This is a genomic window from Nonomuraea fuscirosea (genome assembly GCF_035917475.1).
GTDB classification, from domain to species: domain Bacteria; phylum Actinomycetota; class Actinomycetes; order Streptosporangiales; family Streptosporangiaceae; genus Nonomuraea; species Nonomuraea fuscirosea.
In genome coordinates, this window is sequence record NZ_CP109074.1 from 11,406,176 (window position 1) to 11,431,166 (window position 24,991).

17 protein-coding genes are annotated in these 24,991 nt (G+C 73.2%); 12 read left to right on the plus strand and 5 right to left on the minus strand.

Annotated elements, in window-relative coordinates; genetic code table 11:
* Positions 1 to 12: 12 nt before the first annotated feature.
* From OIE67_RS52700 to OIE67_RS52710, 3 genes are all read right to left on the minus strand, one after another.
* On the minus strand, positions 13 to 2,133 hold the full coding sequence (locus OIE67_RS52700) for a hypothetical protein (RefSeq protein WP_326634721.1): 2,121 nt from the start codon (positions 2,131 to 2,133) through the stop codon (positions 13 to 15).
* Between the two features lie 110 nt (positions 2,134 to 2,243).
* Positions 2,244 to 4,427: a hypothetical protein gene (locus tag OIE67_RS52705; protein ID WP_326634722.1), complete on the minus strand. Its 2,184-nt coding sequence runs from the start codon at positions 4,425 to 4,427 to the stop codon at positions 2,244 to 2,246.
* Positions 4,428 to 4,453: 26 nt separating this feature from the next.
* The gene (locus tag OIE67_RS52710; RefSeq protein ID WP_326634723.1) at positions 4,454 to 6,667 is read right to left on the minus strand and encodes a hypothetical protein; all 2,214 of its coding nucleotides are present in this window, start codon (positions 6,665 to 6,667) and stop codon (positions 4,454 to 4,456) included.
* A gap of 109 nt (positions 6,668 to 6,776) precedes the next feature.
* On the opposite strand from OIE67_RS52710, the gene OIE67_RS52715 reads away from it, so the two are divergent.
* From OIE67_RS52715 to OIE67_RS52725, 3 genes are all read left to right on the plus strand, one after another.
* The gene (locus OIE67_RS52715) at positions 6,777 to 7,163 is read left to right on the plus strand and encodes a VOC family protein (protein WP_326634724.1); all 387 of its coding nucleotides are present in this window, start codon (positions 6,777 to 6,779) and stop codon (positions 7,161 to 7,163) included.
* 158 nt (positions 7,164 to 7,321) lie between these two features.
* Entirely contained in the window at positions 7,322 to 9,640 is a 2,319-nt protein-coding gene (locus OIE67_RS52720) for a S1 family peptidase (protein ID WP_326634725.1), read from the plus strand.
* A 128-nt stretch (positions 9,641 to 9,768) separates the two neighbouring features.
* Positions 9,769 to 13,782 (plus strand): DddA-like double-stranded DNA deaminase toxin, encoded by a 4,014-nt coding sequence (locus tag OIE67_RS52725; protein WP_326634726.1) that lies wholly within the window; start codon positions 9,769 to 9,771, stop codon positions 13,780 to 13,782.
* 27 nt (positions 13,783 to 13,809) lie between these two features.
* Here OIE67_RS52725 and OIE67_RS52730 read toward each other — a convergent pair whose 3' ends face one another.
* A complete protein-coding gene (locus OIE67_RS52730) occupies positions 13,810 to 14,433 on the minus strand; it encodes a TetR/AcrR family transcriptional regulator (RefSeq protein WP_326634727.1) in 624 nt (207 codons plus the stop codon).
* Between the two features lie 67 nt (positions 14,434 to 14,500).
* Between OIE67_RS52730 and OIE67_RS52735 the strand changes: the two genes are divergently transcribed.
* The 3 genes from OIE67_RS52735 (at position 14,501) to OIE67_RS52745 (ending at position 19,864) form a co-directional block, all read left to right on the plus strand.
* On the plus strand, positions 14,501 to 15,364 hold the full coding sequence (locus tag OIE67_RS52735; RefSeq protein WP_326634728.1) for a ketopantoate reductase family protein: 864 nt from the start codon (positions 14,501 to 14,503) through the stop codon (positions 15,362 to 15,364).
* Between the two features lie 12 nt (positions 15,365 to 15,376).
* On the plus strand, positions 15,377 to 18,649 hold the full coding sequence (locus OIE67_RS52740; RefSeq protein ID WP_326634729.1) for a BTAD domain-containing putative transcriptional regulator: 3,273 nt from the start codon (positions 15,377 to 15,379) through the stop codon (positions 18,647 to 18,649).
* Positions 18,650 to 18,748: 99 nt separating this feature from the next.
* Positions 18,749 to 19,864, plus strand: coding sequence for a DUF418 domain-containing protein (locus tag OIE67_RS52745; protein WP_326634730.1), 1,116 nt, complete (start codon positions 18,749 to 18,751; stop codon positions 19,862 to 19,864).
* A gap of 13 nt (positions 19,865 to 19,877) precedes the next feature.
* Here the strand turns inward: OIE67_RS52745 and OIE67_RS52750 are convergent, their stop codons facing one another.
* Positions 19,878 to 20,822: an acyltransferase domain-containing protein gene (locus tag OIE67_RS52750; protein ID WP_326634731.1), complete on the minus strand. Its 945-nt coding sequence runs from the start codon at positions 20,820 to 20,822 to the stop codon at positions 19,878 to 19,880.
* 122 nt (positions 20,823 to 20,944) lie between these two features.
* On the opposite strand from OIE67_RS52750, the gene OIE67_RS52755 reads away from it, so the two are divergent.
* The 6 genes from OIE67_RS52755 (at position 20,945) to OIE67_RS52780 (ending at position 24,986) form a co-directional block, all read left to right on the plus strand.
* Positions 20,945 to 21,262 (plus strand): hypothetical protein, encoded by a 318-nt coding sequence (locus OIE67_RS52755; protein WP_326634732.1) that lies wholly within the window; start codon positions 20,945 to 20,947, stop codon positions 21,260 to 21,262.
* A 442-nt stretch (positions 21,263 to 21,704) separates the two neighbouring features.
* The gene (locus OIE67_RS52760; RefSeq protein WP_326634733.1) at positions 21,705 to 22,856 is read left to right on the plus strand and encodes an esterase/lipase family protein; all 1,152 of its coding nucleotides are present in this window, start codon (positions 21,705 to 21,707) and stop codon (positions 22,854 to 22,856) included.
* Positions 22,857 to 22,959: 103 nt separating this feature from the next.
* Positions 22,960 to 23,232, plus strand: a complete 273-nt coding sequence (locus OIE67_RS52765; RefSeq protein ID WP_326634734.1) for a hypothetical protein — start codon at positions 22,960 to 22,962, stop codon at positions 23,230 to 23,232.
* A complete protein-coding gene (locus OIE67_RS52770; protein ID WP_326634735.1) occupies positions 23,211 to 23,357 on the plus strand; it encodes a hypothetical protein in 147 nt (48 codons plus the stop codon). Before OIE67_RS52765 ends, OIE67_RS52770 begins: the two co-directional genes overlap by 22 nt.
* Before the next feature lie 17 nt (positions 23,358 to 23,374).
* The gene (locus OIE67_RS52775; RefSeq protein ID WP_326634736.1) at positions 23,375 to 23,752 is read left to right on the plus strand and encodes a YciI family protein; all 378 of its coding nucleotides are present in this window, start codon (positions 23,375 to 23,377) and stop codon (positions 23,750 to 23,752) included.
* 13 nt (positions 23,753 to 23,765) lie between these two features.
* Positions 23,766 to 24,986 (plus strand): RNA polymerase sigma factor, encoded by a 1,221-nt coding sequence (locus OIE67_RS52780; protein ID WP_326634737.1) that lies wholly within the window; start codon positions 23,766 to 23,768, stop codon positions 24,984 to 24,986.
* The last annotated feature ends 5 nt before the right edge of the window (positions 24,987 to 24,991 follow it).

Below are 24,991 nucleotides of genomic sequence, written 5' to 3' on the forward strand. Positions count from 1 at the left end.
CAGGGTCGCCCGCTACCTCGGGGTGAGGTTGAGCGGGGTGGTGACGTGCAGGTTCCAGTCGAGGCCGGTCGGCTCGGCGTTGTGGTCGATCCAGGCGATCGTGGGGTTCCCGTCGGCGTTGATCGTCATGGCCAGTCGCTCGCCGAAGCCGTTCCTGTTCTCGGCCACGGGGATGCTGTCGCAGCGGCCGCCGGTGCAGACGGCGAGCATGAGCCGCTGGTGCTCGCGGCTCTCGTACGCCACCAGCGGCCGCCCCGAGCGGTCCAGGGCCAGCGCCGGGATCGCGTGGTACTCGTCGCCGGCGCCCAGGGTGCGCACGTCGGCCTGGGCGCAGTCGGGGGTGCGGCAGTCGAGCAGCTTGTTCGCCTGGTCACGCGGGTCCCGGTAGGCGATGACCGGGCGGCCGTCCGGGCGCACCGCCAGGGCCAGGCCGAACGTCCAGGGCAGGTCGTCGAGGCTCGACGGCGCGGGTGGCACGGGCCTGATCACGGTCGGCCGGTGGCAGGCGGCGTCCAGGCAGGAGATGACATGGATCTGGCCGTCGACGGCGTCGATCCGGGCGGCGACCGGACGGTCCCCCGGGCCGACGGCGACGGCCAGGGTGTCGTCCGTGGCCGAATACAGGGTCGTCTCCAGCTGGGCGATCCGCCTGCGCTCCGGGTGCGCGCAGCTCGGGTCCGCGCAGAAGATGAAGGAGAGGACGTCGTGGGCCGGCCTGTCACCGCCCGCCGGATCCGCCTCGGCGTAGGCCACGACCGGGCCGCCGCCCTGCCGCACGGCCAGCGCCACCCCCACCCGCTCCGGCCGTGAGCGCGTCGTCGCGACGGCTCCGCTGCTCCGTACGCACCCGGTCGCCTCGCACGTGAGCAGTTCGAGCCTGGTGGAGGTCCAGGTGGTCAGCAGGAGGCGTCCGTCGGGCAGTCGGGTGCTGGCCGTGCCGGGCTCCCAGCGGGTGCCGGAACCGCGTGGTTCGGCCCACTCGAAACTCGTCCGCACGCACGAGGGGTCGGCGCAGGCCAGCAGGCTGGAGTCGTCCATGAAGCCGTCCATCACCACGATCAGGCCCGCGCCGCGTCCGGTGTGCAGGGCTTGCAGGTCGAAGGGGCGTAGCTCCGGCCGCCGCTCGTGGGCGGGGACGGGAAACTCCTGGCGTACCCAGGATTCCGTCACGTTCTTCTCGGCGACCTCCGGCCACCCGAACGGGTTGATCAGGACGATTCCGCTGAACAGCAGCCCCGGCAGCAGCGCCACCGGGACGAGGCCGGGCCTGACCGGGCCCGGCGGAGCGCCGTCGGGCAGGCCGTGCGCCAGGTCCGAGTCGTCCACCTCGGTACGCCAGGCCATGCAGTGCAGGAACTGGCGCGCGACCACGGCGGCCTGGAAAGGCGTGACGGCCAGGGCTGACACGGTTCCGGCCAGGCCCCATCCGAGGGTCGTGAGCGGGCCGGGGAGCAGGGACAGCCCGTGAGACAGGGCCCACGCCGCCGCGCCGGGAACGAGCACGACGCCGACGGCCAGCGTCGACGCGGTCCGCAGGAACCGCAGCCTGGTCAGCCGATACGCGCGGCCGATCGAGCCCAGCCCGCCGCAGCCGTGCAGCAGTACGCCGGGTACGGCGAGCAGGCCGGGCAGCGCCGCGAACACGGTCACCACCAGCAGCACCTCGGCCTGCCACCGCTCATCGGTCGCCGTCAGCACGCCCGCCCTCGCCGCCCAGATCGCCCCGGACGCCAGGACGGCCACGCCGAGCAGCACGAGCAGGGACGGCAGCCGCCGCACCGTCGCCCGCAGCGCCTCGACCGGCGCCACCTGCCGGTCGAGCAGGTGACCCGCGGCGATGACCACCGTGGCGGGGAACACCACGAGCTGCCCCGCGAGCGCGACCACCGCCGCCACGACGATCCAGGTCGTCAGCGCGGCGTCGGAGGTCCCGACCAGCTGAAGCCGCTGGTCGACCACCGTCGCCGAGCCGCCGGCCGTCGCCGTCAGCGCCAGCAGGGTCAGCGTGGCGAGCGGCACGTGCACCAGCACGCCGGGCAGCGCGAGCCGTACCAGGTGGCGTCCGGCGTCCAGGTGGCTCAGAAACGGCACGCGGTCGGCGCGTAACCGTTCGACGTGCTGCATCGAGGTCACCTGTTGAACGGTGACAGGGCATGTCGTGGGTTTTCTTGTCACTTGCCGGAAATGGTCTGGCCCGAGGTGGCCGCGCGACCGGCGATCACGCATGACCGACGTCGCGTGCTCTACCGCAGCGTGAGCGGGGTGGTCACGACCAGGACCCACTCGTTCTCCTCGGTGGCGTCGATCCAGCCGAGCACCGGCCGCTCGCGGTCGTCCAGTGCCATGGTCAGGCCGTGGTCGCCGTCGTGCCGGATCCGCGCGACCGGGGTCCGTGCGCAGCGCGTTCCCGTGCAGGTGGCGATGACGACCTGGGCGCGGTCGAGGTTCTGGTAGGCCACGAACGCGCGTCCGTCCCGGCTCAGCGCCAGCACCGGCTTCGAGTGGTGGTCGCCGGGTTCGGTGAGCGTCGCCGTGCCGGCCTTCGCGCACGCGCGGTCGTGGCAGTCGAGCAGCTTCACGGCGTCGTTCTGCACGTCCCGGTAGACGATCAGCGGGCGGCCGTCGGCCCGGATCGCCAGGGCGGCGTGCGCCCGCTTCTCCCGGTCGGGGTAGCGGGGGAGCGACTCGTCCGGCAACGGCCGGCCCGTCCTGGTACGGGTGCAGGCGGGGTCGTCGCAGGAGATCACCACCATGGAGCCGGTGTGGCGGTCGAAGGCGAGGACGACGGGCCGGTCGTCCGGGCCCACCGCGGCGACGAGTTGGCGCATGAACTCCGTCTCCTCGTTGCCGGGCAGCCGGGCGACCTCCTGGGTGCGCCGCCGGGCGCAGGCCGGATCGTCGCACGTGGTGACCGAGAGCACCTCCGTGAAGCCGTCCTCCTCCTTCCACGTGGGAATCGGACGGAGCTGGGCGAGCAGCAGGCCGCCGCCGGGCCGGGCCGCCAGGGCGAGCACCCTGCTCCTGGCGGCCCGCGTCACCTTCGCGAGGGGCGGGTCGCCGGCCGCCGGGGCGCACGCCTCGGAGTCGCAGAGCATCAGCCTGAGCCGGGCGTTCCAGTTCTCGTCCCACACCCACTGGTACATGTCGTCGATCGCCCAGGTCGTCAGGGCGAGGCGGCCGTCCGCCAGCCGGGCGCCGGCCACCGGGTACTCACCTTCCACGGCCTCCGGCTCGGCCCAGGTGAGCCGGGCCCGGGCGCAGCGGCTGTCCGCGCAGGTCAGCAGCTTCACCGCACGGGAGCCGTCCATGAGCATGACCATGCGCCCGCCCTGGCCGGCGTACATGGCGTGCAGTTCGGACCATTCGAGCGTCGGTTTCGAGCGCCCGCCCTCCGTGGACACCGTGACGTCGGGGTCGCCCGACCTGCTCACGGTGATGACCGTCTCGGAGACCTCCAGCAGATCCAGCGGATTGACGAGTACGGCGCCGCCGTACAGCAGGCCGGGCAGCAGCAGCCCGGCGAGGAGCGGCACGGGCCTGATGGGGCGCGGCGCGCTCCCGGGCAGGCCGTCCACGATCGCGTCGAACTCGGCGGGCGCCCCCCTCTCGGTCAGGCGGTGCAGGAACAGGCGGGCGATCACGGTCGCCTGGAACGGCACGCCGACGAGCGCCACGACGGAGGCCGCACCAGCCAGCAGCAGCGGAGTGCCGGCCGCCGCCCAGCTCACCGCCTGCGTGGCCAGCACGGGGAAGAGCACGACGCCGAACGCCAGGGTGAACGCGGTCCCCCAGGTGGCGCCGCCCGCCAGCCGGTACGCGCGCAGGATCGGCCCCGTCGCGGACCGGCCCTCCAGCATCACGACCGCCACGGCCAGCAGGCACGGCATCGCCAGCAGGAACAGCACCGTCATCACGACGTAGGCCGCGATCTGCGCCCGCATCCCCACGAAGAGGGCGTACCAGACCGCCATGATCGCCGCGACCACGACCGCGCTCCGCAGGAGCAGCGCCGCCATCGCGGGCAGGCGCCGGACCGTGATCCGCAGCGCGTCCGAGGTGGAGACGTGTTTGCCGGTGAGCCGCCCGGCGGCGAGCAGCACCGTCGCGGGCAGCGCCACCACCAGCCCGGCCGTCGAGGCGACCAGCACCGCCGCCGACCACACCAGCACCGGCGGTCCTGGCGGGCCGATCAGGGCGAAACTGCCGTTGACCACCGCCATCGAGGACTCGTCCACGACGAGGAGCAGCGCCGGCACCGCGAGCAGGACGAGCGGCGGAAAGATCAGCAGCACGGGTGGGAGCAGCCGCACCAGGTGCCGCGCGGCGGCGGCGTAGGCGAGCCAGAGCACGCCCAACCGCCGCATGTCGTACCGGGCGTCCTCGTGATCCGCCGTGACGGCGGGTCTCTCATCGGTCGGTCGGCTCATCGTCCCTCTCGGGCTGTTCGCCGGGATCACCGCGCGGCGCGCGACGATCGGGTCTGGTGGGGCCAGGGCAGGTTGAGCGGTACGGTGACGACCACTTCCGCGCCGGTGCTCCCGCCGGCGTCCGTCCACACGATCGCGGGTCGTCCCCGGGCGTCCAGCGTCATGGCCAGGGCCGGGCCGGGTCCGTGGCGCATGTTCCGTACCGGGGTGGTGGCGCAGTCGAGTCCCGCGCAGGTGGCGAGCATGAGGCGGCGGCCTTCGAGGTCCTGGTAGGCGACCAGCGCCCGCCCCGACCGGTCCAGGACCAGCGCGGGGGCGGCGTGCTCGGCTCCGGCGGGGGCGAGCGTGCGCGAGCCGGCCGCCGCGCAGTCCGGGGTACGGCAGTCCAGCAGCAGCACCGCGCCGCCGGCCGTACTGCGGTAGGCGATCAGCGGCCGGCCGTCCGCCCGTACGACCAGCGACGCCCCGGCCCGATCACCGTGCTCGCGGGACTCGTCGAAAAGCCGGTTGACCTCGCCCGGCTCCGCCGCGTCCAGGTCCGGCAGGATCGGGGGGACCGGCCGCCTTACCCGTACCCGCTCACAGGCCGGGTCCGCGCAGGAGATCACGTGCAGGGCGCCGGTCAGGCTGTCCAGGCGCACGGCGACCGCGCGTCCGTCCGGCCCCATGGCGACGGCCAGGCTGTGCGGAGCCCGGACGAACGCCCGGGAATCCACCTGCGCGACCGCTTTCGTCCGTGGCCGCGTGCAGGCGACGTCGTCGCACACGACGAGCGAGAACGTCTCCGTCGTCGACGGCCCGAGGTCGCCGGACGGCACCTCGGCGGCCTGGGCGAGCACCACACCGCCGCCGGGACGCGCGGCCAGGGCCAGGTTCATGCGCGGGTACGGATCCCGCACCTGAGTGACGTACCGGCCGCCCGGCGCCTCCGCGCAGCCGCGCCCGTCGCAGATCAGCAGCCGGGCCCGCCACCCGCGCCCGCGCACCGTCGGCTCCCACCGCACCAGCAGGAGCCGCCCGTCGGGCAGCCGGGTGGCGGCCGCCGGCGGGCGGATGCCCTGGCGCAGCTCCTCATTCGGGCCGGTCCAGCGGTTCGACAGGCGCGTGCACCGGGCGTCGGAGCAGGTCAGCAGCTTGGAGGCGGAGTCGAAACCGGAGTCGGTCAGCACCGTCACGCCCTCGCCGGGCCCGGCGAACGCGGCCCGCAGCTCCGTCGTGGACACGTGCGCCGAGCCTTCGTCGAAGTAGGCGGGATCGCGGGCGAGCACCTCCTGCGCGTACGTCTCGGCCACCTCCGGCCAGCCCAGCGGGTTGACCAGCACGGTGGCGCCGAACGCCAGCCCGGGCAGGAGCAGCGCCACCAGGACGGGCACGGGCCGGGCCGGACCGGGCGGCCCGGCGGGCAGTCGTTCGGCGAGGTCGCCGAACGCGCCGGCGTCGCGGGGCGCGGCCAGGTGGTACAGGAACTGGCGGGCGACCAGCATGGCCTGGAACGGCACGATCAGCAGTGACAGGGCGAATCCCGCCGTACCGGACACGATCGTCAGGGCGGAACCGGTCAGACCGTCCACCCCCCGGTCGAGCGCCCACGTGGCCAGCGCCGGCACCGCGACCGTGCCGATCAGCAGTGTGAACGCGGTCACGTGCATCCACCGGGCGCTCAGCCGGTACGCGCGCACGACGGCGGCCCAGGGCGAGCGGCCCTCCAGCACGACGCTCGGCACGGCCATCAGCGTGGGCATGGCGGCCAGGACCAGCACCGTACCGGCGATCCCCATCCACACCGGCCCGGTGACCAGCAGCACCCCGAACGCGACCGCCACGACGACCGACAGCAGCAGGACGGCGACCCCGGCCAGGACGAGCAGGGCGGGCGCCCGCCGTGCCGCCGCCCGCAGCGCGGCCACCGGCGGCACCCGCCGGCCGAGCAGCCGTCCCGCGGCGACGATCACGACCGCGGGGAAGACCAGCACCGCCAGGACGAGCCAGGTGACCAGCACCACCGCCGCCCACGCCGCCAGGGCGCCGGCCGGCACCGCCGTCAGTTCCGGCTCCTGGTTGACCACGATGACCTGGCCGTTCACCGTGAGGATCAGGACCGGCGTGGCGAGCAGGCCCAGCGGCACGAGCACGAGCACGCACGGCGCGAGCAGGGGCACCAGATGGCGGGCGGCGTCGCCGTAGCTGCGGCGCAGCACCCCGAAGCGCGCCAGCCGCTCCATGAGCTCGTCGCTTTCCACCCGCCCGACTGTGGCAGGGGTCCGATCAGGCCCGCCGTTCACCTGACGGAAAAGGTCTGGGCAGGATCCCGTACCGGCCGGAGCGTGCCGTGTGCCTAGCATGATTCACATGCATCGCAGTCGTGTGTACGCCCTCCTGATCGACACCCCCGCACCCGAGGCCGAGGCGGCCGCCGCCTTCTGGGCCGCGGCGCTGGGGGCCACCGCCCGCCCGCTGCCTTCGGAGGAGCAGTTCATCTCCCTGCACGGCGCCCTGCCCGAGGTCGCCCCGCTGGTGGCCGTGCAGTCGGTCGACGACGCGCCCCGCATCCACGTGGACTTCGAGACCGACGACGTCGAGGCGGAGACCAGGCGCCTGATCGACCTGGGCGCGAGCGAGGTGGGGCGGTGGCAGGAGTGCCGCACGCTGCGCGCACCCGGCGGCCATCTCCTGTGCGTGCTGCCCGTGGAGAGCGACGCCGCGTTGTTCGACGCGGAGGCCAGGACCTGGCCCTGAGCCCGTAGACCCGAGCCCACCGCGACGACCCGGACATTTCCCGCGAAGTGCCCGCTGAGTGACCGGTTGCTGTCCTGGTTCGCTCGAAGATCGGCTCCCAGAATCATGCCGTGAACCTCCAGCGAACATTCCGCTTCTTATCCGTCATCACTCTTGCGTTGTCCCTGGCTGTCTCGTCGATCGTGCTCTGGGCCGGGGCGACCCCGGCCCAGGCGGTGCGGGGCGGAACCCAGGTCGCCGACGGCACGTGGGGTTTCGTGGCGAAGGTGACCGTCGGTGAGCTGCACGGGTGCACCGGCGCCCTGGTCAGCTCGCAGTACGTGCTCACCGCCGCCAGCTGCCTCGCCGCCGCGGGGCAGTCCGTCTCGACCGGCGCGCCGACGCTGGCGACGACCGTGACGGTCGGCAGGACGGACCTGCTCGGTACGGGCGGGCGCGTGCTGCCCGTGGACTGGATCCACCCGCACCGCGACCGGGACGTGGCGCTGGTCCGGCTGGCCTTGCGGGTGATCGACGTCGCCCCGGTCAGGGTCAGCGCCACCGCCCCGGCCGAGGGGGACGCGTTGCAGGTCGCCGGCTTCGGCAGGACCGCGCAGGAGTGGGCGCCGCGCCGGCTGCACGCCGCGCCGGTCGTGGCCGGGACCGTGAGCGCCGGTTCGTTCGGCTGGACTGGCGCCGACGCGAGTGACGTGAGCGCCTGCCAGGGCGACGCGGGCGCGCCGGTCTTCCGTACGGGTGGCAGCGGCCCCGAGCTCGTCGGGCTCGGCATCGGCGCCGGGCAGGGCGGCTGTCTCGGCGCGGCCGACGACGGGCCGCGCGGCGCCGACGCGGTGCGCGTGGACGACCTGGCGGACTGGGTCCGTGTGGTCGCGGGGGAGCCCACCGCGGACTTCGCCACGTACGGGTCCCAGGTGGAGGGGATCGGCGGCTATGACCTGAAGGATGCCCGGGATCAGGTGGTGGCCTTCGACTATGAGCATTCCGGCAAGCTGGACCATCTGCTGCTGTACCGCCCGGGCGGGCAGCGCGTCTCCATCGTCAAGCGTGGCCCGGACGGTACCTACGTCCCGGTCTTCTCCTCGACCACGGGGATCGGCGGCTACGACCTGAAGAGGGCGGCCGACCGGATCATCGCCTTCGACTACGAGAGTTCCGGCAAGCTGGACCATCTGCTGCTGTACCGCCCGGGGGTCGGGACGGTGCACATACTCAAGCACGGCAGCGGGAACACGTTCACGCCGGTCTACGCCTCGACCGACGCCGGGATCGGCGGCTACAACATGAGGGACACCCGGGATCAGGTGGTGGCCTTCGACTACGAGCACACGGGGAAGCTCGACCATCTGCTGCTGTACCGTCCGGGCGCGGAGACGGTCTGGATCCTCAAGCACGGCGCGGGGAACTCGTTCAGCGCGGTGCTGAACAGGACGACCGGAATCGGCGGCTACGACCTGAAGAGCGCCGCCGACCGGATCATCGCCTACGACTACGACGGTTCGGGCAAGCCGGATCACCTGGTGGCCTACCGCCCGGGCACGGGAACCGTCTGGATCCTCAAGCACGGCACGGGGAACTCGTTCAGCGCGGTGTTCCACAGCTCGGCCGGGATCGGCGGCTACAACCTGGAGGACGTGCGGGACCAGGTGGTCGCCTACGACTACGAGCACACGGGGAAGCTGGATCACCTGCTGCTGTACCGTCCGGGCGCGGCGACCGCCTGGATCCTCAAGCACGGCACGGGGAACTCGTTCAGCGCGGTGTTCCACAGCTCGGCCGGCATCGGCGGCTACGACCTGAAGAGGGCGGCCGACCGCATCATCGCCTGGGACCACCGCAGCTCCGGCGGGCAGGGCTTCCTGTTCCTCTACCGGCCGGGCAGCCAGATCGCGTGGGTGCTGGGCCGCTACTACGGGCCCGCGGTGCCGGCCAGGGTCACCATGCGGCCCGTCGTCCGCCCTGACTCCATCCTGGAGAAGTTCGCCTATCCCGTGACCTACCGGCACGAGTACGCCGGCACCTCCGGGCAGGCCGACTGGGGCACCCAGGCGGCCGAGGCGAAGAACTTCGAGCTGGTCTCCGGGAACGGCGGGATCATCTGGGTCTCGTGCACCGCATCCCCGGAGAACGGGATCGGCGTGATCAAGGTGTTCCCCGGCCTGCTGAACGGCGAGACCGAGATCGGCGAGCCACATCTCGGCGTGACGGCGGTGTGCTTCAAGGTCCTCGCGCCCACGGGCTACGTGAAGATCCGCATCCCGAACGTCTACGAGGTCCAGGGCGACAGCCGTTCACCGGGAGCCGGTCACGACGTGGACGCGACCGTGGTGAACGTGGCCTCCGGCGCCGAGCGGACCAAGCGCGTCGAGCGGGACGAGAGCGAGCAGTTCGGACGTACGGATACGACCTGTGACGAGGGCCATCCCGACTATCCGGACAACTGCCGGGAGACCCTGCTGGAGCTGCGGGTCGTCAGCTGATCACCGGCCGGTCGGCTCGCCCGGCCGGCCTTTTCCTTGCTTAAGTATCGACCGAAATGGCGGGAACGACGGCGATGAATGCGTTATGTAACAGGGCTCGCCGGCAGAAGGCCGGCGTCGTCGGAGTAGTGCTCTCGTTGCTCCTCATGGGCGCCCCGATCGGCGGGGTACGGGCCGCGACGACGGCGGACCCGCCGGCCTGCGAACGCCAGGTGGTCCTGGAGGCCTGGGTCACGGGCGGCGTGAACGTCCGCCCGGCCGCCGAGCAGGCGCTGCTCGGGGACGAGGCGGCGATCTGCGCCTTCCTCACCCAGTTGCCCCGTCTCACGGCGCAGGACGAGCGCGAGCAGGCCGGCCGGATCAAGGCCCGCGGGGGACCCGAGGTGTCCGCCGCCGCCAACGCCGCGCTGATCTCGGACGCCCCCGATGCCGTGGCGGAGTTCCTGGACGGCGGCTGGGCCCGGGCCAGGGAGATCGACCTGCGCGCCAGCGTGAACGAGATGAAGGCGGCCGGTGGGCCGGAGGTCAAGGCCGCCGCGAACGCGGTGTTGCGCAACGGGTCCGCGGCGGAGCTCGGGAAGTTCATCGAGTCGGGGTGGCGGGTGCCGTACCGGCTGGATCTGCGCGCGGTCGTCAACCGCGCGATGGCGGACGGCGGCCCCGAGGTGCAGGCCGCGGCGAACCGGGCGCTCCAGGACGGCAGCCAGGAGATGCAGGAGCGGTTCGTCGCCATCGACTGGGGGGTGGCCCAGGCCAGGGACAACGAGAACCAGACGCTGGACGACCTGCGGGCGAGCGCCGCCGAGGCGACGCGCCGGGCGGCCTTCGAGGCGATCTCCGCGGTGGCGCAGTCCGAGCGGGCGAAGGTGGAGTCCGAAGCGGCCCTGCGGGACGCGCAGGAGGCGCAGCGCCTCGCGGGGCTGGCCGGACAGGAATCGGCGGAGGCCAGACGGCAGGCCCAGCGCGCCGCCGAGGCCGCCGACCGGGCCGCGGCGGCCTCCCGCGTCGCCGTACAGGCCGCGCGGGCGGCGGCCGACGCCGCACGGGCCGCCGCCGGGGCGGCGGGACGCGCGGCGACCGCGGCGGCGCGGGCGCACACGAAGTCCGACGAGGCGTGGGCGGCCGCGGCCCGGGCGGAGCTGAACGCGAACGCCGCCGACGAGGCCGCGGCGCACAACCGGACCATGCAGCAGATAGGCCCGCAGATCACCGCCTGGTTCTCGCCCATCAACCAGATCAACGACGTGACCCAGAAGGCGTACACCGCGATCGCCGCCGCCGACGCGGCGCGGGCCAACACCGAGGCCGCGGGGCGCGCGGCCGAGGCCGCCGGCCACTACGCGGGCGTGTCCAGCGCCGAGGCGCGGGCGGCGTTCGCCGCGGCCACGCGCGCGGGAGCGAGCGCGGAGCGGGCGAAGCGCGCGGTCGCGGAGACGGTCCGGCACGCGGACATCGCCAAGGACGCGGCCGGCAAGGCACGCGACGCCGCCACCCGCGCGGTGTCCTACGCCGAGCAGGCGGCCGCCGCCGCGGCGAGCGCGGCGAGTCACGCGGGCGGCGCCGTCAACGCGGCCGAACTGGCGACGGAGCACGCGAACAACGCCTATCGCGCGGCCGAGGACGCGTTACGGGCGGCCGAGACGGCGCAGGCCGTCTACACGGCGGCGCGCGCGGCCGACGACGAACGGCTCAAGAACGAGTACGAGCTCGAACTGTCCTTCGCCCGCCACATCGGCCAGCAGGCCGCCGAGGGCCGGCTGGGGGAGGCACGCGGCTTCGGCGCGTCGATGCGGCGCTACCACACTCCCGAGATCGACGCCCTGATCGCCCAGGCCGCCGACCCTCAGGCCGACCCCGCCGTGGCGGCCGGCAAGGTACGGCAGGTGGCGCGCTACTTCGCGACCATCCCCGGCACGTGGACCAGCTCCGCCGCCATGGCCGCGCTCGGTGCGGACGACCGCGTCCTCGCGATCGAGTTCGTCAGAAGCGGGCTCGCCGCCGCCGAGGAGCAGGACGACCGGACGACCCTGACCGGGCTCCTGGTCACCGGCAGCCCGGCCAGGAGAGCGGCCGGCCAGCGGGCGCTCGACGGCTCGTGGCAGGACGTCATCGCGTTCCTCGACGACCCGGCCTATCCCGAGCGGGCCGGTGAGGAACGCGAGGAGGTCGGCCGGATCCTGGCCGAGGCCCGCCGGGCCGGCCACGCGGAGACCGAGGCGGCGGCCAATCTCGCGCTGCGCTCCGACGACCCGGCCGACCTGACCAAGTTCCTGGAGGTCACGCACAACACCGCGTACGCGATCGACGTCAGGGCGCAGGTCACCGCGATAGCCGGGGACGACCAGTACGGGACCGAGGTCCGTAACGGCGCCCGGGTGGCCCTGGCCGGCCCGACGGCGATGCAGGCGGAGTTCCTGGAGGTGGACCGGCACCGCGCGGCGGAACGCGACCACGCGACCGCGACGCACAACTACATCGCCACGTCGCTGATGATCGAGACCTCGCAGATCGCGCAGCAGGCCGTCGAGTTCGCCCGCACCGCGCAGGCCGCGGCGGCGGAGGCGCGCGGCGCGGCGGAGGCGGCTGTCGGTTACGCGAACGACGCCGGCAAGGCGGCCGACCAGGCACGGACGTTCGCCACCCAGGCCGTCGCCCACGCCCGCGACGCCGCCGCGTCCGCGGAGAAGGCCGCGCAGGCGGTCCGCACCGCCGCCGCGGCGGCCAAGCAGGCGCAGCGGTCGGCCAGGGAGGCGTCTCTCTCGGCACGCTGGGCCCGCGCCTCGGCCGTCGCGGCGGCCAAGGACGCGAGCAGCGCCTTCGCCGCCTACGACGCCGCGTACGCCTCGGCGCTGCGGGCGAACAAGAGCGCGGCGGAAGCGGCCCAGATCGCCGCCGAGGTGTTCGAGCACTACCGCGATGAGGCGGAGAAGTATCTGAACTCGGTCAAGGGCGAGTGGTACGGCCACTGCAAGTGGGGCCCCGAGGACGGCCTGCCCGGCTACAACGACTGCAACGCGTACGTGGAGGAGATCCTCAACGACCCCAAGGGCCCGCTGCACGACCCGGAGGGCTACGCGAAGGAACGCGTCGAATACTGCAAGCGGCAGTTCGTCGGCAAGGCGCAGGACGCCTGCATGTCCCTCGTCCTCAGCCCGCTGTTCTACTTCGCCGCGCGGGGGATCGCCGACCAGGAGAGCGAGGCCCACCGGCTCGGCGAGGAGTACATGACCCTGACCGCGCTGGACCTGGTCAACGCCATGTCCCAGTACGGGACGGCCAGCGCGTGCAAGAACGGCTTCGGCAGCCATTGGAAGGGGACGGCCTGGAACTTCACGGACTGCTTCACCGGGATCATGGAGCTGACCGACGATCCCGACTGGAACCAGTACTCGCGCCAGTGGAAGGGGACCTTCGTCGAGTCCCTCGTCCCCGAGGAGCTCAGGTTCGCCGAGTACAACTCGGTCCTGGGCCCGATGTACCTGCACGGGCACCTGTCCGACCGGACCATCCTGTCGGCCCTCTACGAGTCGAGCCTGGCGACGTCGCTGCGCCGGACGTTGCCGGTCGGCTGTGTCCTGGAGGGCGGGGAGTGCCCGTTCGCGGACACCGCGCAGCAGCTGCGGAACGTGAGCGAGTCGCTCAAGCAGACGAACAACCAGGGTTACATCGTCGACGGGTCGGGACGGCTGCTCGACGCGAGCGGCCTGCCCATCGCGAACCTGCCGCCGATCGACGACCTGGACAAGTGGGCGCGCTACACGGTCGAAAGCGGGCTGCACGACGACCTGGCGGCCCTGGAGAAGCGTCTCGCCCTGCTGTACGGGCAGGCGTTCGGGCTGCCGATCGCGCCCCCGGCCTGGCACCTTGAGACGCAGCTCGCCTACCGCGTCGCCACCCGGGAGGTGAAGCTGCGGGACGACACGCTCCGGCTCGTCATGAACAATCCGGGCGGATTCTGCGACGCGGTGCCGCCTGAGGGCACGGGGCCCGATCGGCAGCGGCAGGCCGTGGCCGGCTGCGTGCAGGCGGTCAAGATGTTGCTGCCGGCCGGAACGACCATGATCATCTACTATCCCGACCCGGACAATCCGGCCGAACTCCTCGAAGTCACCGTGCGGGGCGTCGGCCGCTGGCTCGACTGAGGGGTCTTGCGCTGCCGGCCGGAATCGTCAGGTTCCGGTCGGTGGCGCGCTCATCGCCGCCGCCAGGAACGTGATCGCCCACTGCTTGGCCGCCTCGCCCGCCACCGGTGGCAGCCCGGCCGGCCGGTTGTGCACCTCGACGCGGTCCACGGCCGTCACGGCGAGAATGCCCCGGATCCGGAACCACAGCTCCTGCGGGGGCAGGTCGGGCAGGGCGCGGGTGAACGCCTCCAGGAAACGCTCGCGGACCGCGTCCTCGGCCGGGCCGGTCCATGAGCGCACCTCCTCGGCCGGGTCGCTGAGGATCGTCACGATCAGCCGGGACGTCCGCGCGCCGCCCTCGTCCCCGGCCCGCATCTCGTCGTACATCGGCCCCACGAACGCCGCCACCAGCTCGGCGACCGGCGGGTCAGGGGTCCTGGCGAGCAGCCGGTCGAGCCCGGCGCACTGTGCGGCGTTGATCGGCTCGATCACGCGGCGGGCGACCGCGGCCAGCAGCTCCGCCTTCGAGCCGAAGTGGTAGGCGACGGCGGCCAGGTTCGCCCCGGCGAGGTCGGTGATCGCGCGGACCGAGGTGCCGCGGTAGCCGCGTTCGGCGAAGAGGCGCTCGGCCGCGTCGAGAAGCTGAGTGCGGGTGTCGGGTGACGCCATGAGGACGTAGCATACAGTCGTTTGAATGAAACGAACGTTTGACTGAACCGCATGGAAGAGGACCGCCATGAAACTGCTCGTCTACGGCGCCGGGGTCTGCGGCACCCTGCTCGCCGTCCGCATGCACGAGGCCGGGCACGACGTCGCGCTGCTCGCCAGGGGCGAGCGCCTGGCCGACCTGCGCCGGCATGGCGTACGGATCGCCGAGCAGGACAGCCAGGACGTCAGGCGGGTGGAGGTGCCGGTGGTCGACCGCCCCGCCGGCGGCTACGACCTGATCGCCGTCGTCGTCCGCACCCACCAGGTGGACGCGGTGCTGGAGTCACTCGCGGACGTCGACGGCGACGTGCTGTTCATGCTCAACTGGGCGGCCGGCGCGCGGCCGCTGGGCGCGGTGATCGGCCACGAGCGGGTGCTGCTCGGCTTCCCCACCTCCGGCGGCACGATGGACGGCGACGTGGTCCGCTACCGTGCGGCCGGCCTGCTGACCCGCCTGGTCACGATGCCGATCGGCGAACCCGGCGGCCGGACCACCCCACGACTGGACCGGATCGTGCGCACGTTCCGCTCCGCCGGGGTCGGCGTCAAGGCCGAGCCGCGGATGGACGCCTGGCTGAAGACGCACGCCGCGTTCTCGGCGCCCCTCGGCCAGGCGGTGGACGCGGCGGGCGGCCCCCAGGCGCTGGCCACCGATCCGGACGCGATCCGCGGCATGATCGGCCTCATGCGGCGGAACATGGCGGCCCTGCAGGGGCCGCCGGTGCCCCGCGCGATCGCCGCGCTGCTGACCCTGCCGGAAGGGCTGCTCGTGGCCGTGCTGCGGCGTTTCCTGCGCAGCCCGACGGCCGTGCACAGCGGGCTCAGCACCGCCTCGCCCGCGACGACCGCCGAACTCGACCGCCTGGCCGAGCAACTGGGGGCCGATGTCTGAGAGGGTGAGCCGGTGCGGATCGCGCTGCTCGGGCCGGTGCGCGTCCTCGACGACGACGCGCGCCGGGTCATGCTGGGCGGGGCGCGGTCGCGCGCGCTCGTGGCCCGGCTGGCGCTGGACGCCGGCCGGGCGGTGACCTCCGACGCGCTCATCGACGACCTGTGGGACGGCGCGCCGCCCGCCGACGCGGCCAACGCGCTGCAGGCCCTGGTGTCGCGGCTGCGCAAGGCATTGCGCGGGGTGGCCGTCGTGGAGTCGGTCCCCGGCGGTTACCGGCTGGCGGTCCTGGCGGCGGACGTGGACGCGCTCCGCTTCGAGGAACTGGCCGCCGGCGGCGGGCGCGAACTGGCGGCCGGGCGGGCGGAGGCCGCCGCCCGCCTGCTCGGCGAGGCGCTCGACCTGTGGTCGGGCCAGGCGCTGGCCGACCTGCCCGACCTGCCGTTCGCCGGCGCCGCCGCGCGGCGGCTGGCCGACCTGCGGATCCACGCCGCCGAGGACCGGTTCGACGCGGCACTGCGGCTGAGCCGGCACACCGAGGTCCTGGCCGAGCTGGAGGACGCGGGAACGCGGCATCCGCTGCGGGAACGGCTGGCCGGCCTGCGGATGCGGGCCCTGTACGCGGCCGGCAGGCAGGCCGACGCGCTGGCCGCGTACGAGCGGACCCGGACGGCGCTGGCCGAGGAGCTGGGCGTCGACCCGTCGGCCGAGCTGCGGGAGACCCACCTCGCGATGCTCCGCGGCGAGTTCGCGCCGCCGGGGCGGGCGGCGCGCGGACGGCTGCCCGCGCGGCTGACCAGCTTCGTCGGGCGCGAAGAGGAGCTCGACCTGCTGGCCGGGCTGCTGGAGACGGCCCGGCTGGTCACCGTCGTCGGTCCCGGCGGGGCCGGCAAGACCCGGCTGGCCCTGGAGGCGGCGACCCGGCACCGGGCGTACGAGCGCGGCCGGGTCTGGTTCGTACCACTGGCCGGCGTGGCAGCGCCGGAACGAAGTCCCGGCGCGCCGGGCCGGGCGGCCGACGCAGTGCTCGGCGGGTCCGAACGGCCGGCTGAGGCGGTGCTCGGTGGGTCCGAACGGCCGGTTGAGGCGGTGCTCGGCGCGTCAGAGCGGCCGGCCGACTCGATGCACGGCGCGTCGGAGCGGCTGGCTGAGGCGGTGCTCGGCGCGGTCAGCTCCCGTGACCCCGGCCCGCCCGGGCAGCGGGCGGCCGGGCGGGCGGCGGATCCGGTGGAGCGGGTGGCCGACCTGCTCGGCGCGGACGAGGCGGTGCTGGTGCTGGACAACTGCGAGCACCTGCTGGACGCCGCGGCCGGGTTCGGGCGGCGGCTGCTGGACCGCCTGCCGTACCTGACGATCCTGGCGACCAGCAGGGAGGCGCTGGCGGTCACCGGCGAGACGCTGTGCCGGCTGGCGCCGCTGGCGGAGCCGGCGGCGGTGCGGCTGTTCGTGGACCGGGCGAGGGCGGTGCGGCCGGACTTCGAGCTGGACGCGGACACGTCGGGGCCGGTGGCGGAGATCTGCCGCCGGCTGGACGGCCTGCCGCTCGCGCTGGAGCTGGCGGCGGCCAGGCTGCGCTCGATGCCGGTCGGGCAGATCGCCCGGCGGCTCGACGACCGCTTCCGGCTGCTCACGTCCGGCGACAGGGCCGCGCTGCCGCGCCAGCGCACGCTGGCCGCGGTGGTCGAATGGAGCTGGGAGCTGCTGAGCGAGCCGGAGCAGGCGCTGGCCCGGCGCATGTCGATCTTCCCGGACGAGGCCGGGGTCGCCGCCGTGGAAGCCGTCTGCGCCGACCCGGACGGCGACGGGCCGCTGCCGGCCGAGGACGTCGTCTACGTGCTCGGCTCGCTGGTCGAGAAGTCGATCGTGCAGGGCGACGGACGCTACCGGATGCTGGAGACCGTACGGGTCTTCGCGGCGGAACGGCTGCGCCAGGCCGGCGAGCGGACGGCGACCTCCGCCCGGTTCGTCGCGTTCTTCCGGAACCTGATGGAGGAGCAGGAGCCGGTGCTGCTCACCGGCGCCCAGGTAGGCGCCAAGGACGTCATCGAGGGCGAATACGACAACCTGGTCTCCGCGCTGCGCGTGTCCATCGACGACGGCGACGCCGATTCCGCCTGGCGGCTGCTCGGCCCGCTCTGGCTCTACTGGAACGCCCGGTTCGACGCCCGCGCCGAGGCCTTCCTGGCCGAGGTGCTGGAGTTCGGCGACGCGCTGCCCGGCCAGGTCCTGGCCGCCTTCACCGCGATGCACCGGCTGGCCAACAACAGCGGGTCGCTGCCCGATCCGGCCGAGGCGCGGGCGGTGATCGAGGACGTCCACCGCACCGGCGCGATCGACCGCTATCCGATGCTGGCCGTGATCGCGATCGCGCCCGCGTACTTCCTCGGCTTCGACGACCTGCTCGAACGCGAGCTGCCCCGGGCGATGCGGCACCCGCACCCGTGGGCCAGGGCGGCGGCCCACTGGGTGGACGCCTTCGTCCTGACCGACCGCGGCGACTGGCGCGGCGGAGCCGAGCGGCTGGCCGTCACGCTGGCCCTGTTCGAAAGCGTGGGCGACCGGTACGGGCTGGCTATGACGCTGATGAGCCTGGCGCGCGTGCACTCCGTCGAGGGCGACTACGGCACGGCCGTCGCCATGGCCGAGCGCGCCGTAGCCCTGGCCGCCGAGTTCAGCGCCGGCGAGGAGGTCATGTACCGCTCCTGGCTGGCCGGGCTGCGCATGCGGGGCGGTGACCAGGAGGGGGCGGCGGCGGACGTGGCGGCCGCGCGGCGGCGGGTGGTGCGGCGGGCGCAGCCGTACTCGGAGATCGAGTTGCTGCTGCGCCTGGCCGACCTGCACCGCCGCGGCGGCGAGGTGGACCGGGCCGAGCGGACGCTCGACCGGCTGGAGGCGTTCGCGCGGGAGATGTCGATCCCCGCGGAGGCCGCCGCGGGGCGGGTGGCCGCGGCCCGGCTGGCCGACCGGCTGGCGGACGGAGCGGCCGGGTGGGCCCGCGACCTGCTGCCCGCCGCGATCCTGGCGGCCTTCGCCGCACGGGACCCGGCGTCGGCGGCGGAGCACCTGGCCCGCCTGCTCCTGCTGGAGGGCGATCCGGCCGGCGCGGCGACCGCGCTCGGGACGAGCCAGGCCATTCGCGGCGTGTTCGACCGGGGCGAGCCGGAACTGCGCGACCTGGTGGCGGAGCTCACCGCGCGCCTCGGCGAGCAGGATTATCGTGCGGCGTATCGGAGGGGTGCGGAGATGCCCAGGCAGGAGGCGCTGAACCGGCTGGCCGAGCTGACCTGACAGCCGCGAGGCCGGCTCATCAGGTCGCTGTCAGGCGCCGCGGACATCGTGGGTGCGTTCGGAAGAACCCTCACCCCCGGAAGGACTCCCATGTCCACCATGTCCGTCAATGTGAGCGCCCGGTCGCTGGCACCGGATCTCGCCCGCGGTTTCATGCTGCTGCTGATCGCGCTGGCGCACGCACCGGCCCTCGTCGCCGACTGGGACGCCGGGCCCGCCTGGCTGAACGGCGTCTTCAAGTTCGTCAAGTCGCTGGTCGCGGACAACCAGGCGCGCGCGATGTTCGTCTTCCTGTTCGGCTACGGGCTGGGGCAGCTCGCCAGGCGGCAGACCGAGTGGAGCTCGTTCAAGGGGCTGCTGCGGCGCCGGGGGCTCTGGCTGACCGTCATCGGGTTCGCGAACACGGTCATCCTGGTGCCGATCGACATCGTCGCGGTGTACGGACTGACGCTGCTCGCCCTCGCGCCGATCGTCCGGGCCAGGGACTCGGTGCTGCTGTGGACGGCCGGCGCGACCCTGCTCCCGGCGACCCTGCTGCTGACCTGGCAGAGCGCGAACGCGCTGATCGCGGCGGCGGCCGGCACGCCGGTCACCCTGGCCGCGTACATGGAGCCGAGCCTGGGCCTGCACCTGGTCGCCGCCATCCCGACCTGGCCGGTCGAGACCGCGGTGCCCACGATCATGGTGGTGCCTGGCATGCTGGCCGGCCTCTGGGCCGCCCGGCGCAGGATCCTCGACGAGCCGGAGCGGCACCTGACACTGCTCCGCCGCGTCGCCCTGATCTGCCTGGGCGTCGCCGCCGCGGCCCGGATCCCCGCCGCGCTGATGCTGGCCGGGGCGTGGCCGGTGACCTCCGCCCCCGTGGCCTGGCTGGCCGCCTTCGCGCACGATCTGACCGGCTACGCCGGCGGCATCGGCCTGGCCGCCCTCGTCGGGCTCGTCGCGTACCGGATCGGCGACGACCGCGGGCCCGTCACGCTGGCGCTGTCGGCGCTCGGGCAGCGGTCGCTGACCTTCTACCTCTTCCAGTCGGTGGTGTGGGTGGCGCTGTTCTACCCGTTCACGCTCGACCTGAGCGACGACCTGAGCCTGCCGGCCACCTTCGGCGTCGCGGTCGCGGTCTGGGGCGCGTCGATCCTGCTGGCCGACGTGATGCGCAGGACGGGCCACCGCGGGCCCGCCGAGATCCTGCTGCGCCGCCTCACCAACCGCTGATGTCCTTGACGGGTCACATCGGGAGGTGGCCACGGCGGACGCGCCAGTGGCGACCGGCCCGCAGATGATCGACGATCGCGCGCTGGAGCACCGTACGGCGCGGCAGCTCGTCGAGCGGCGTGGTCAGCGTACGGAACACGAACCGCAGCACCTCGACGTCGGCGTCGTTCCCCTCCTGCTCCTCGTCCGGCTCCAGCTCGAACCTGCGCTGGAACCTGACGATGTTGGAGTCCGCCGGCAGGTACTCCAGCAACTGCGGATCGAGCAGCCACGAGCCGCAGGAGAACGCGGGGTAGGGCCGGTCGGGGAAGTGGCGCGGGAAGAAGGCCCGCGCCTCGTCGAGCGAGGCGTCCACCGCCTCGGGGGTCATCGGCCCCGACTCGGGGATGTGCAGCTCGATGGCCTCGTCGTTGTGCTGGTGCTGCAGCCGGCCCAGCTCGTAGATGGTGCCGCGTGAGTGCAGGGTCAGCCAGCTCTGCATCACCGGCCAGCCCTCGCGGCGCATGCGCCGGTCGACCGCCAGGTTGCGGCCCAGATCCGCCAGGCTCGCCCACGACACGTCCGCGGCGATGCCGTGGTCGCGGTGGTATCCCAGGGCGTCGTCGACCAGGGCCAGGTACGCGTACACGTACAGATGCCGCCACGCGGGCCCCCGCTCACGGGGCAGCGACGGACCGGGCGACAGCCACTCATGACCGCCGACGTCGGCCCGGACGAGCGCGATCGACCGGTCGAGCAGCCAGCGCAGCTCGGGCGTCCACAGCGGGGAGCCCGGGCCGGGCCAGCCCTCCATGATCTCGGCCGCGTCGTCCGCCCGCACCGCCAGCCGTTCGAGCAGCGCCGGCGCGTCGGCCTTGGCGGGCAACGGAGCCGACGGCCGGTCACCGGCGAGCCGGTGCACGCGCTCGACCTCTTCGACGGGCACCCCGAGCCGGGCAGCGGTTTCGTGCAGATCCACGCGGTTGATCCTATTCGCCCCGATGCCACTCCGGACCTCCTGCCCCGCACCGTGAGTGCTCTGTTCGTGATCTAGGTAAGGCATGCTGGGGCGCCTGGTCCAAGCGCGGTCGGGAGGCGGCGGTGGGGTGGCGTATCGCGGTTCTGGTCGGCCTTGGGCTGGCCGCGGTCCTGGCGCTGCCGGCGGCGGCGCCGGTCGGCGTGTCCTGCCTGATGACGGCGCCGTCCAGGGACAGGCTGGTCGACGCCTGGATCGCCGAGAACGCACCGACACCGACACCGACACCGACACCGACACCGACACCTGAGATCTCTCCCGAGTCCTGGGCCTACGGCGACGTGAAGGCGGGGGAGGGGCCGGCCCCCATAGGCGAGGAGCGCGTAACGACGGAAGAACTGGCGCGTTACCCGGTGCGGGTGAAGGGGTGCGACGACGCCTGACCTCACGACATCGTGCGAGCCTGGCGCGATTGTCGGAGCTCGCCGTCATCGTCGGCCGGCATGATCGACTCCCTGGACCCGGCGGCCGGCCCCGCCGCGCTTGAGGACGGCACCGTGATCGTCCCACCGGGCCGTGTCCCGCCTGCTCGCCTGGACGATCGACCGGCGCATCGCCTGGCCGGCCCACTGGGGCGACCTGACCGTCCACCCTGGCCAGGGTCCGTTTTCCGCGGCGATGAGAGGTCCAAGCCGTCGGCGGCCGACACCGGGCTATGGGGGCGGCTCACATTGACCGGCGTCCTGGGCCGGGTGAGCATGGCTCAACTTCAGCTTCGTGGGAGGTCTGATGGGACGGCGTTCGTGGACGTGGATGGTCGCGGCCCTCGCTTTATCGGCCGGTGCGCTGGTCACGACACCCGCGGCGGCGACCGCGACGGGATCGGTGACGCTGGAGGCCACCTACACCTCGGGCCTGGAGAACGGCTGGGCCCTCGTCGAGCGCTACAAGGACAATTCCACCGGGTTCCAGGCCGAGACGTACCCGTCCGACGGACGCGGCGATCAGAAGGGACAGACCAGGCGGCTCTTCGGCGACGTCGCCCGCCCGCACTCTTCGCGCTTCCTGCTGTACCACGCGCCGGGCTGGCAGGCGGGCACCAAGACCACCCCCGTGCTGCTCGTGCACGGCGCCAACCAGACCGCCGACCTGGCCTGGGCCAACCCCAACGCCAGCGGCGCGTACGGCTGCGGCCAGGCGAGCTGCCCCACCACGGGGCTCATGCAGCACCTCGACGGCCGGGGCTACAAGGTCTTCGCGATCGGCTTCCCGCACATCACGGGGGACGGCCACTACTGGGCCGAGCAGATCCACGACGCCGTCGCCAGGATCCGGGCGAAGACCGGGGCCGCGCAGGTGGACGTGATCGGCTGGTCGAAGGGGGCGTTCAACGCGCGGATGTACGTCTCGTCGCTGCGCAAGTCCTGGGGCACGGCGTACGCGGGCGACGTCAGGAAGCTGATCCTCGTCGGCGGGCCGAACAAGGGCTTCGACTGGGGCTACCGGCACGGCTGGACCCACGATTTCGCGATATTTCCTGAATGCGGCGGCTCGCTGAACGCGCCCGCGCCGCACTCCCAGATGGTCTGCTACGCGCTGTGGCGCAACCACCCCGAGCTGAGCTACGAGGGCAACGCCTACCCGGGCTCCGACGACATGCTCTACCGCTGGGACGACGTCTACCCGCTGCCCGTCGCCGAACAGGACTGGTACACCACCTACTACGGCGGCACCGGCTTCTACACGGCCGGCCGCGGCATCCAGTGGGCCATCGACCGGGGCTCCCTCGTCCAGCCCCTCATCAACGCGGGGACTGCGTCGAGCGTGCCGGTCTACCAGCTGTGCGGCAACATGCCGGACATGGCGCTGCTGCACAACGAGCACACGGGCCCGTCCGACGGCGCCGTCTTCGTGGCGAGCTGTACGGCGACCGACGGCATCGCCAACCGCGCCGCCACGGTGACCCTCCCGCTCAACCACCTCAAACTCGGCTGGTCCTCCAGCGCCATGTCCCAGCTCGCGACCTGGCTCGGCTGAACCTTTTCCACCCATCGCGCGACCGCGTGTCTGTTCACCCCTCCCGACCTCGTCATCACTGTGCCGGCCGCTCCTGCGACCGGCACGATCACGAGGAGAGAAGATGGGCACCATCAGCGTTCTGGCGAACCTCAGCCTGGACGGCGTCATGCAGGGCCCGGGCCGGGCGGACGAGGACACCAGGGGCGGCTTCCGTCACGGCGGCTGGGGCATCGGGTGCGCCGACGAGGTGATCGCCAAGTACGTCGGCGGCATGGACCCGGCCGCCGCGATGCTCTTCGGGCACCGCTCGACGGCGTCATCAGGGTGCTCGGCAGCGGCGATCTCGTCCGCTCCCTGCACGCGGCGGGTCTGGTGGACGAGTACGTCCTGCTGATCCACCCGACCGTGCTCGGCTCGGGCACGCGGTTGTTCGGCGCGGGAGAACGTACGGACCTGGCCTTGCAGGAGACGATCACCACCACGACCGGCGTGCTGATCGCGCGCTACCTGACCAGCTGAAGAGGAAGAATCCAGACATGCGGTACATGTTGTTGTTCCATTACGGCGAGGCCACCGAGGAGTCGATCGGGGCCGAGGCGATGGCCGAGGGCATGCGGGCCATGGCCGCCTACGCCGCCACGCTGGAGCAGGCCGAGATCCTGGTCAGCGGCCAGGTGCTGGAGCCGTCGTCCAGCTCGACCACGCTCACGCTGGTGGACGGGGAGCCGCGAATCCAGGACGGCCCGTTCGCCGACACGAAGGAGCAGCTCGGGGGTGTGATCGTCATCGACGTCCCGGACCTGGACACCGCCCTGGACTGGGCCCGCCAGGCCCCGCCATTGTCATGGGGCACCGTCGAGATCCGCCCCGGCGCCGTACACACGGAGGCGGGAACCTGGGTCCCGTCGTCATGACGGGCGAGCCGACATGACGGATGAAAACACTGCTCACGTCGCCGAACGCAGCGCCCGGGCCTCGTACGGCCGGCTGCTCGCCCTCCTGGCCGCACCGACCGGCGACGTAGAACTCGCCGAGGACACCCTGGCACACGCCTTCGAGCAGGCCCTGACCACCTGGCCCCGCGACGGCGTACCGGACAATCCCGACGGCTGGCTGCTGACGGTGGCCCGCAACCGGCAGCGCGACCTGTGGAAATCCGCCGCCCACCGCCGCAACCAGCCACTGGAGGCGGCCACCGGCGTCGTTCACCCACTGAACGACCTCGACCCGGACGGGATCCCGGACCGCCGCCTGGCCCTGCTGTTCGTCTGCGCCCACCCGGCCATCGCCGCCAACGTCCGCACCCCGCTGATGTTGCAGGCCGTGCTCGGCTTCGACTCCGCCCAGATCGCGCACGCCTTCGCGGTGCCCGCAGGGGCGATGTCGCAACGCCTGGTACGAGCCAAGCGCCGGATCAGGGACGCCAAGATCCCCTTCGTCGTCCCCGGCCGGCAGGCCATGCCCGAGCGAGTGCCCCCGGTCCTCGAAGCGGTGTACGGCTGCTACGCCCTGGCCTTCCCCGAGAGAGGCGAGGCGGCATCACTCGCCGGCGAGGCCCGCTATCTGGCCGTCACGACCGCGACCCTGCTCGGCGACGAACCCGAGGCCTGGGCCCTGGCCGCACTCCTCACCCTCGCCTCTGCCCGCGCCACACCCCCCGGCGACCGTTACCTCCCCCTGCACGCCCAGAACCCCCACGAATGGGACCACCACCTCATAGCCGAGGGCGAGTCCTACCTCCGCCGAGCCGCCCGCCCCGGCCAAGCCCCCGGCCGCTTCCAACTGGAGGCCGCCATCCAGTCCGTCCACTGCGACCGCGCCCGCACCGGCACCACCGACGACAACGCCCTGTGCACCCTCTACACCGCCCTGGTGGCGATCGCACCGAGCCTGGGCAGCCGAGTGGCCCACGCCGCCGTCATCGGCCGCACCCGCTCACCCGAAACGGGCCTGTCACTCCTGGAGTCACTGCCCGTCGAACGCGAACACTTCCAGCCCTACCACGCAGCCCGCGCCGACCTCTTGACCCGCCTCGGCCACCACCGGGAAGCAGCCACGGCCTACACCCGAGCATCCACCCTCACCACAGACCCAGCCGCCCGAGCCTTCCTCGAAGACCGCGCTCAGACGGAGATCGACTCTGGGTGACGTGA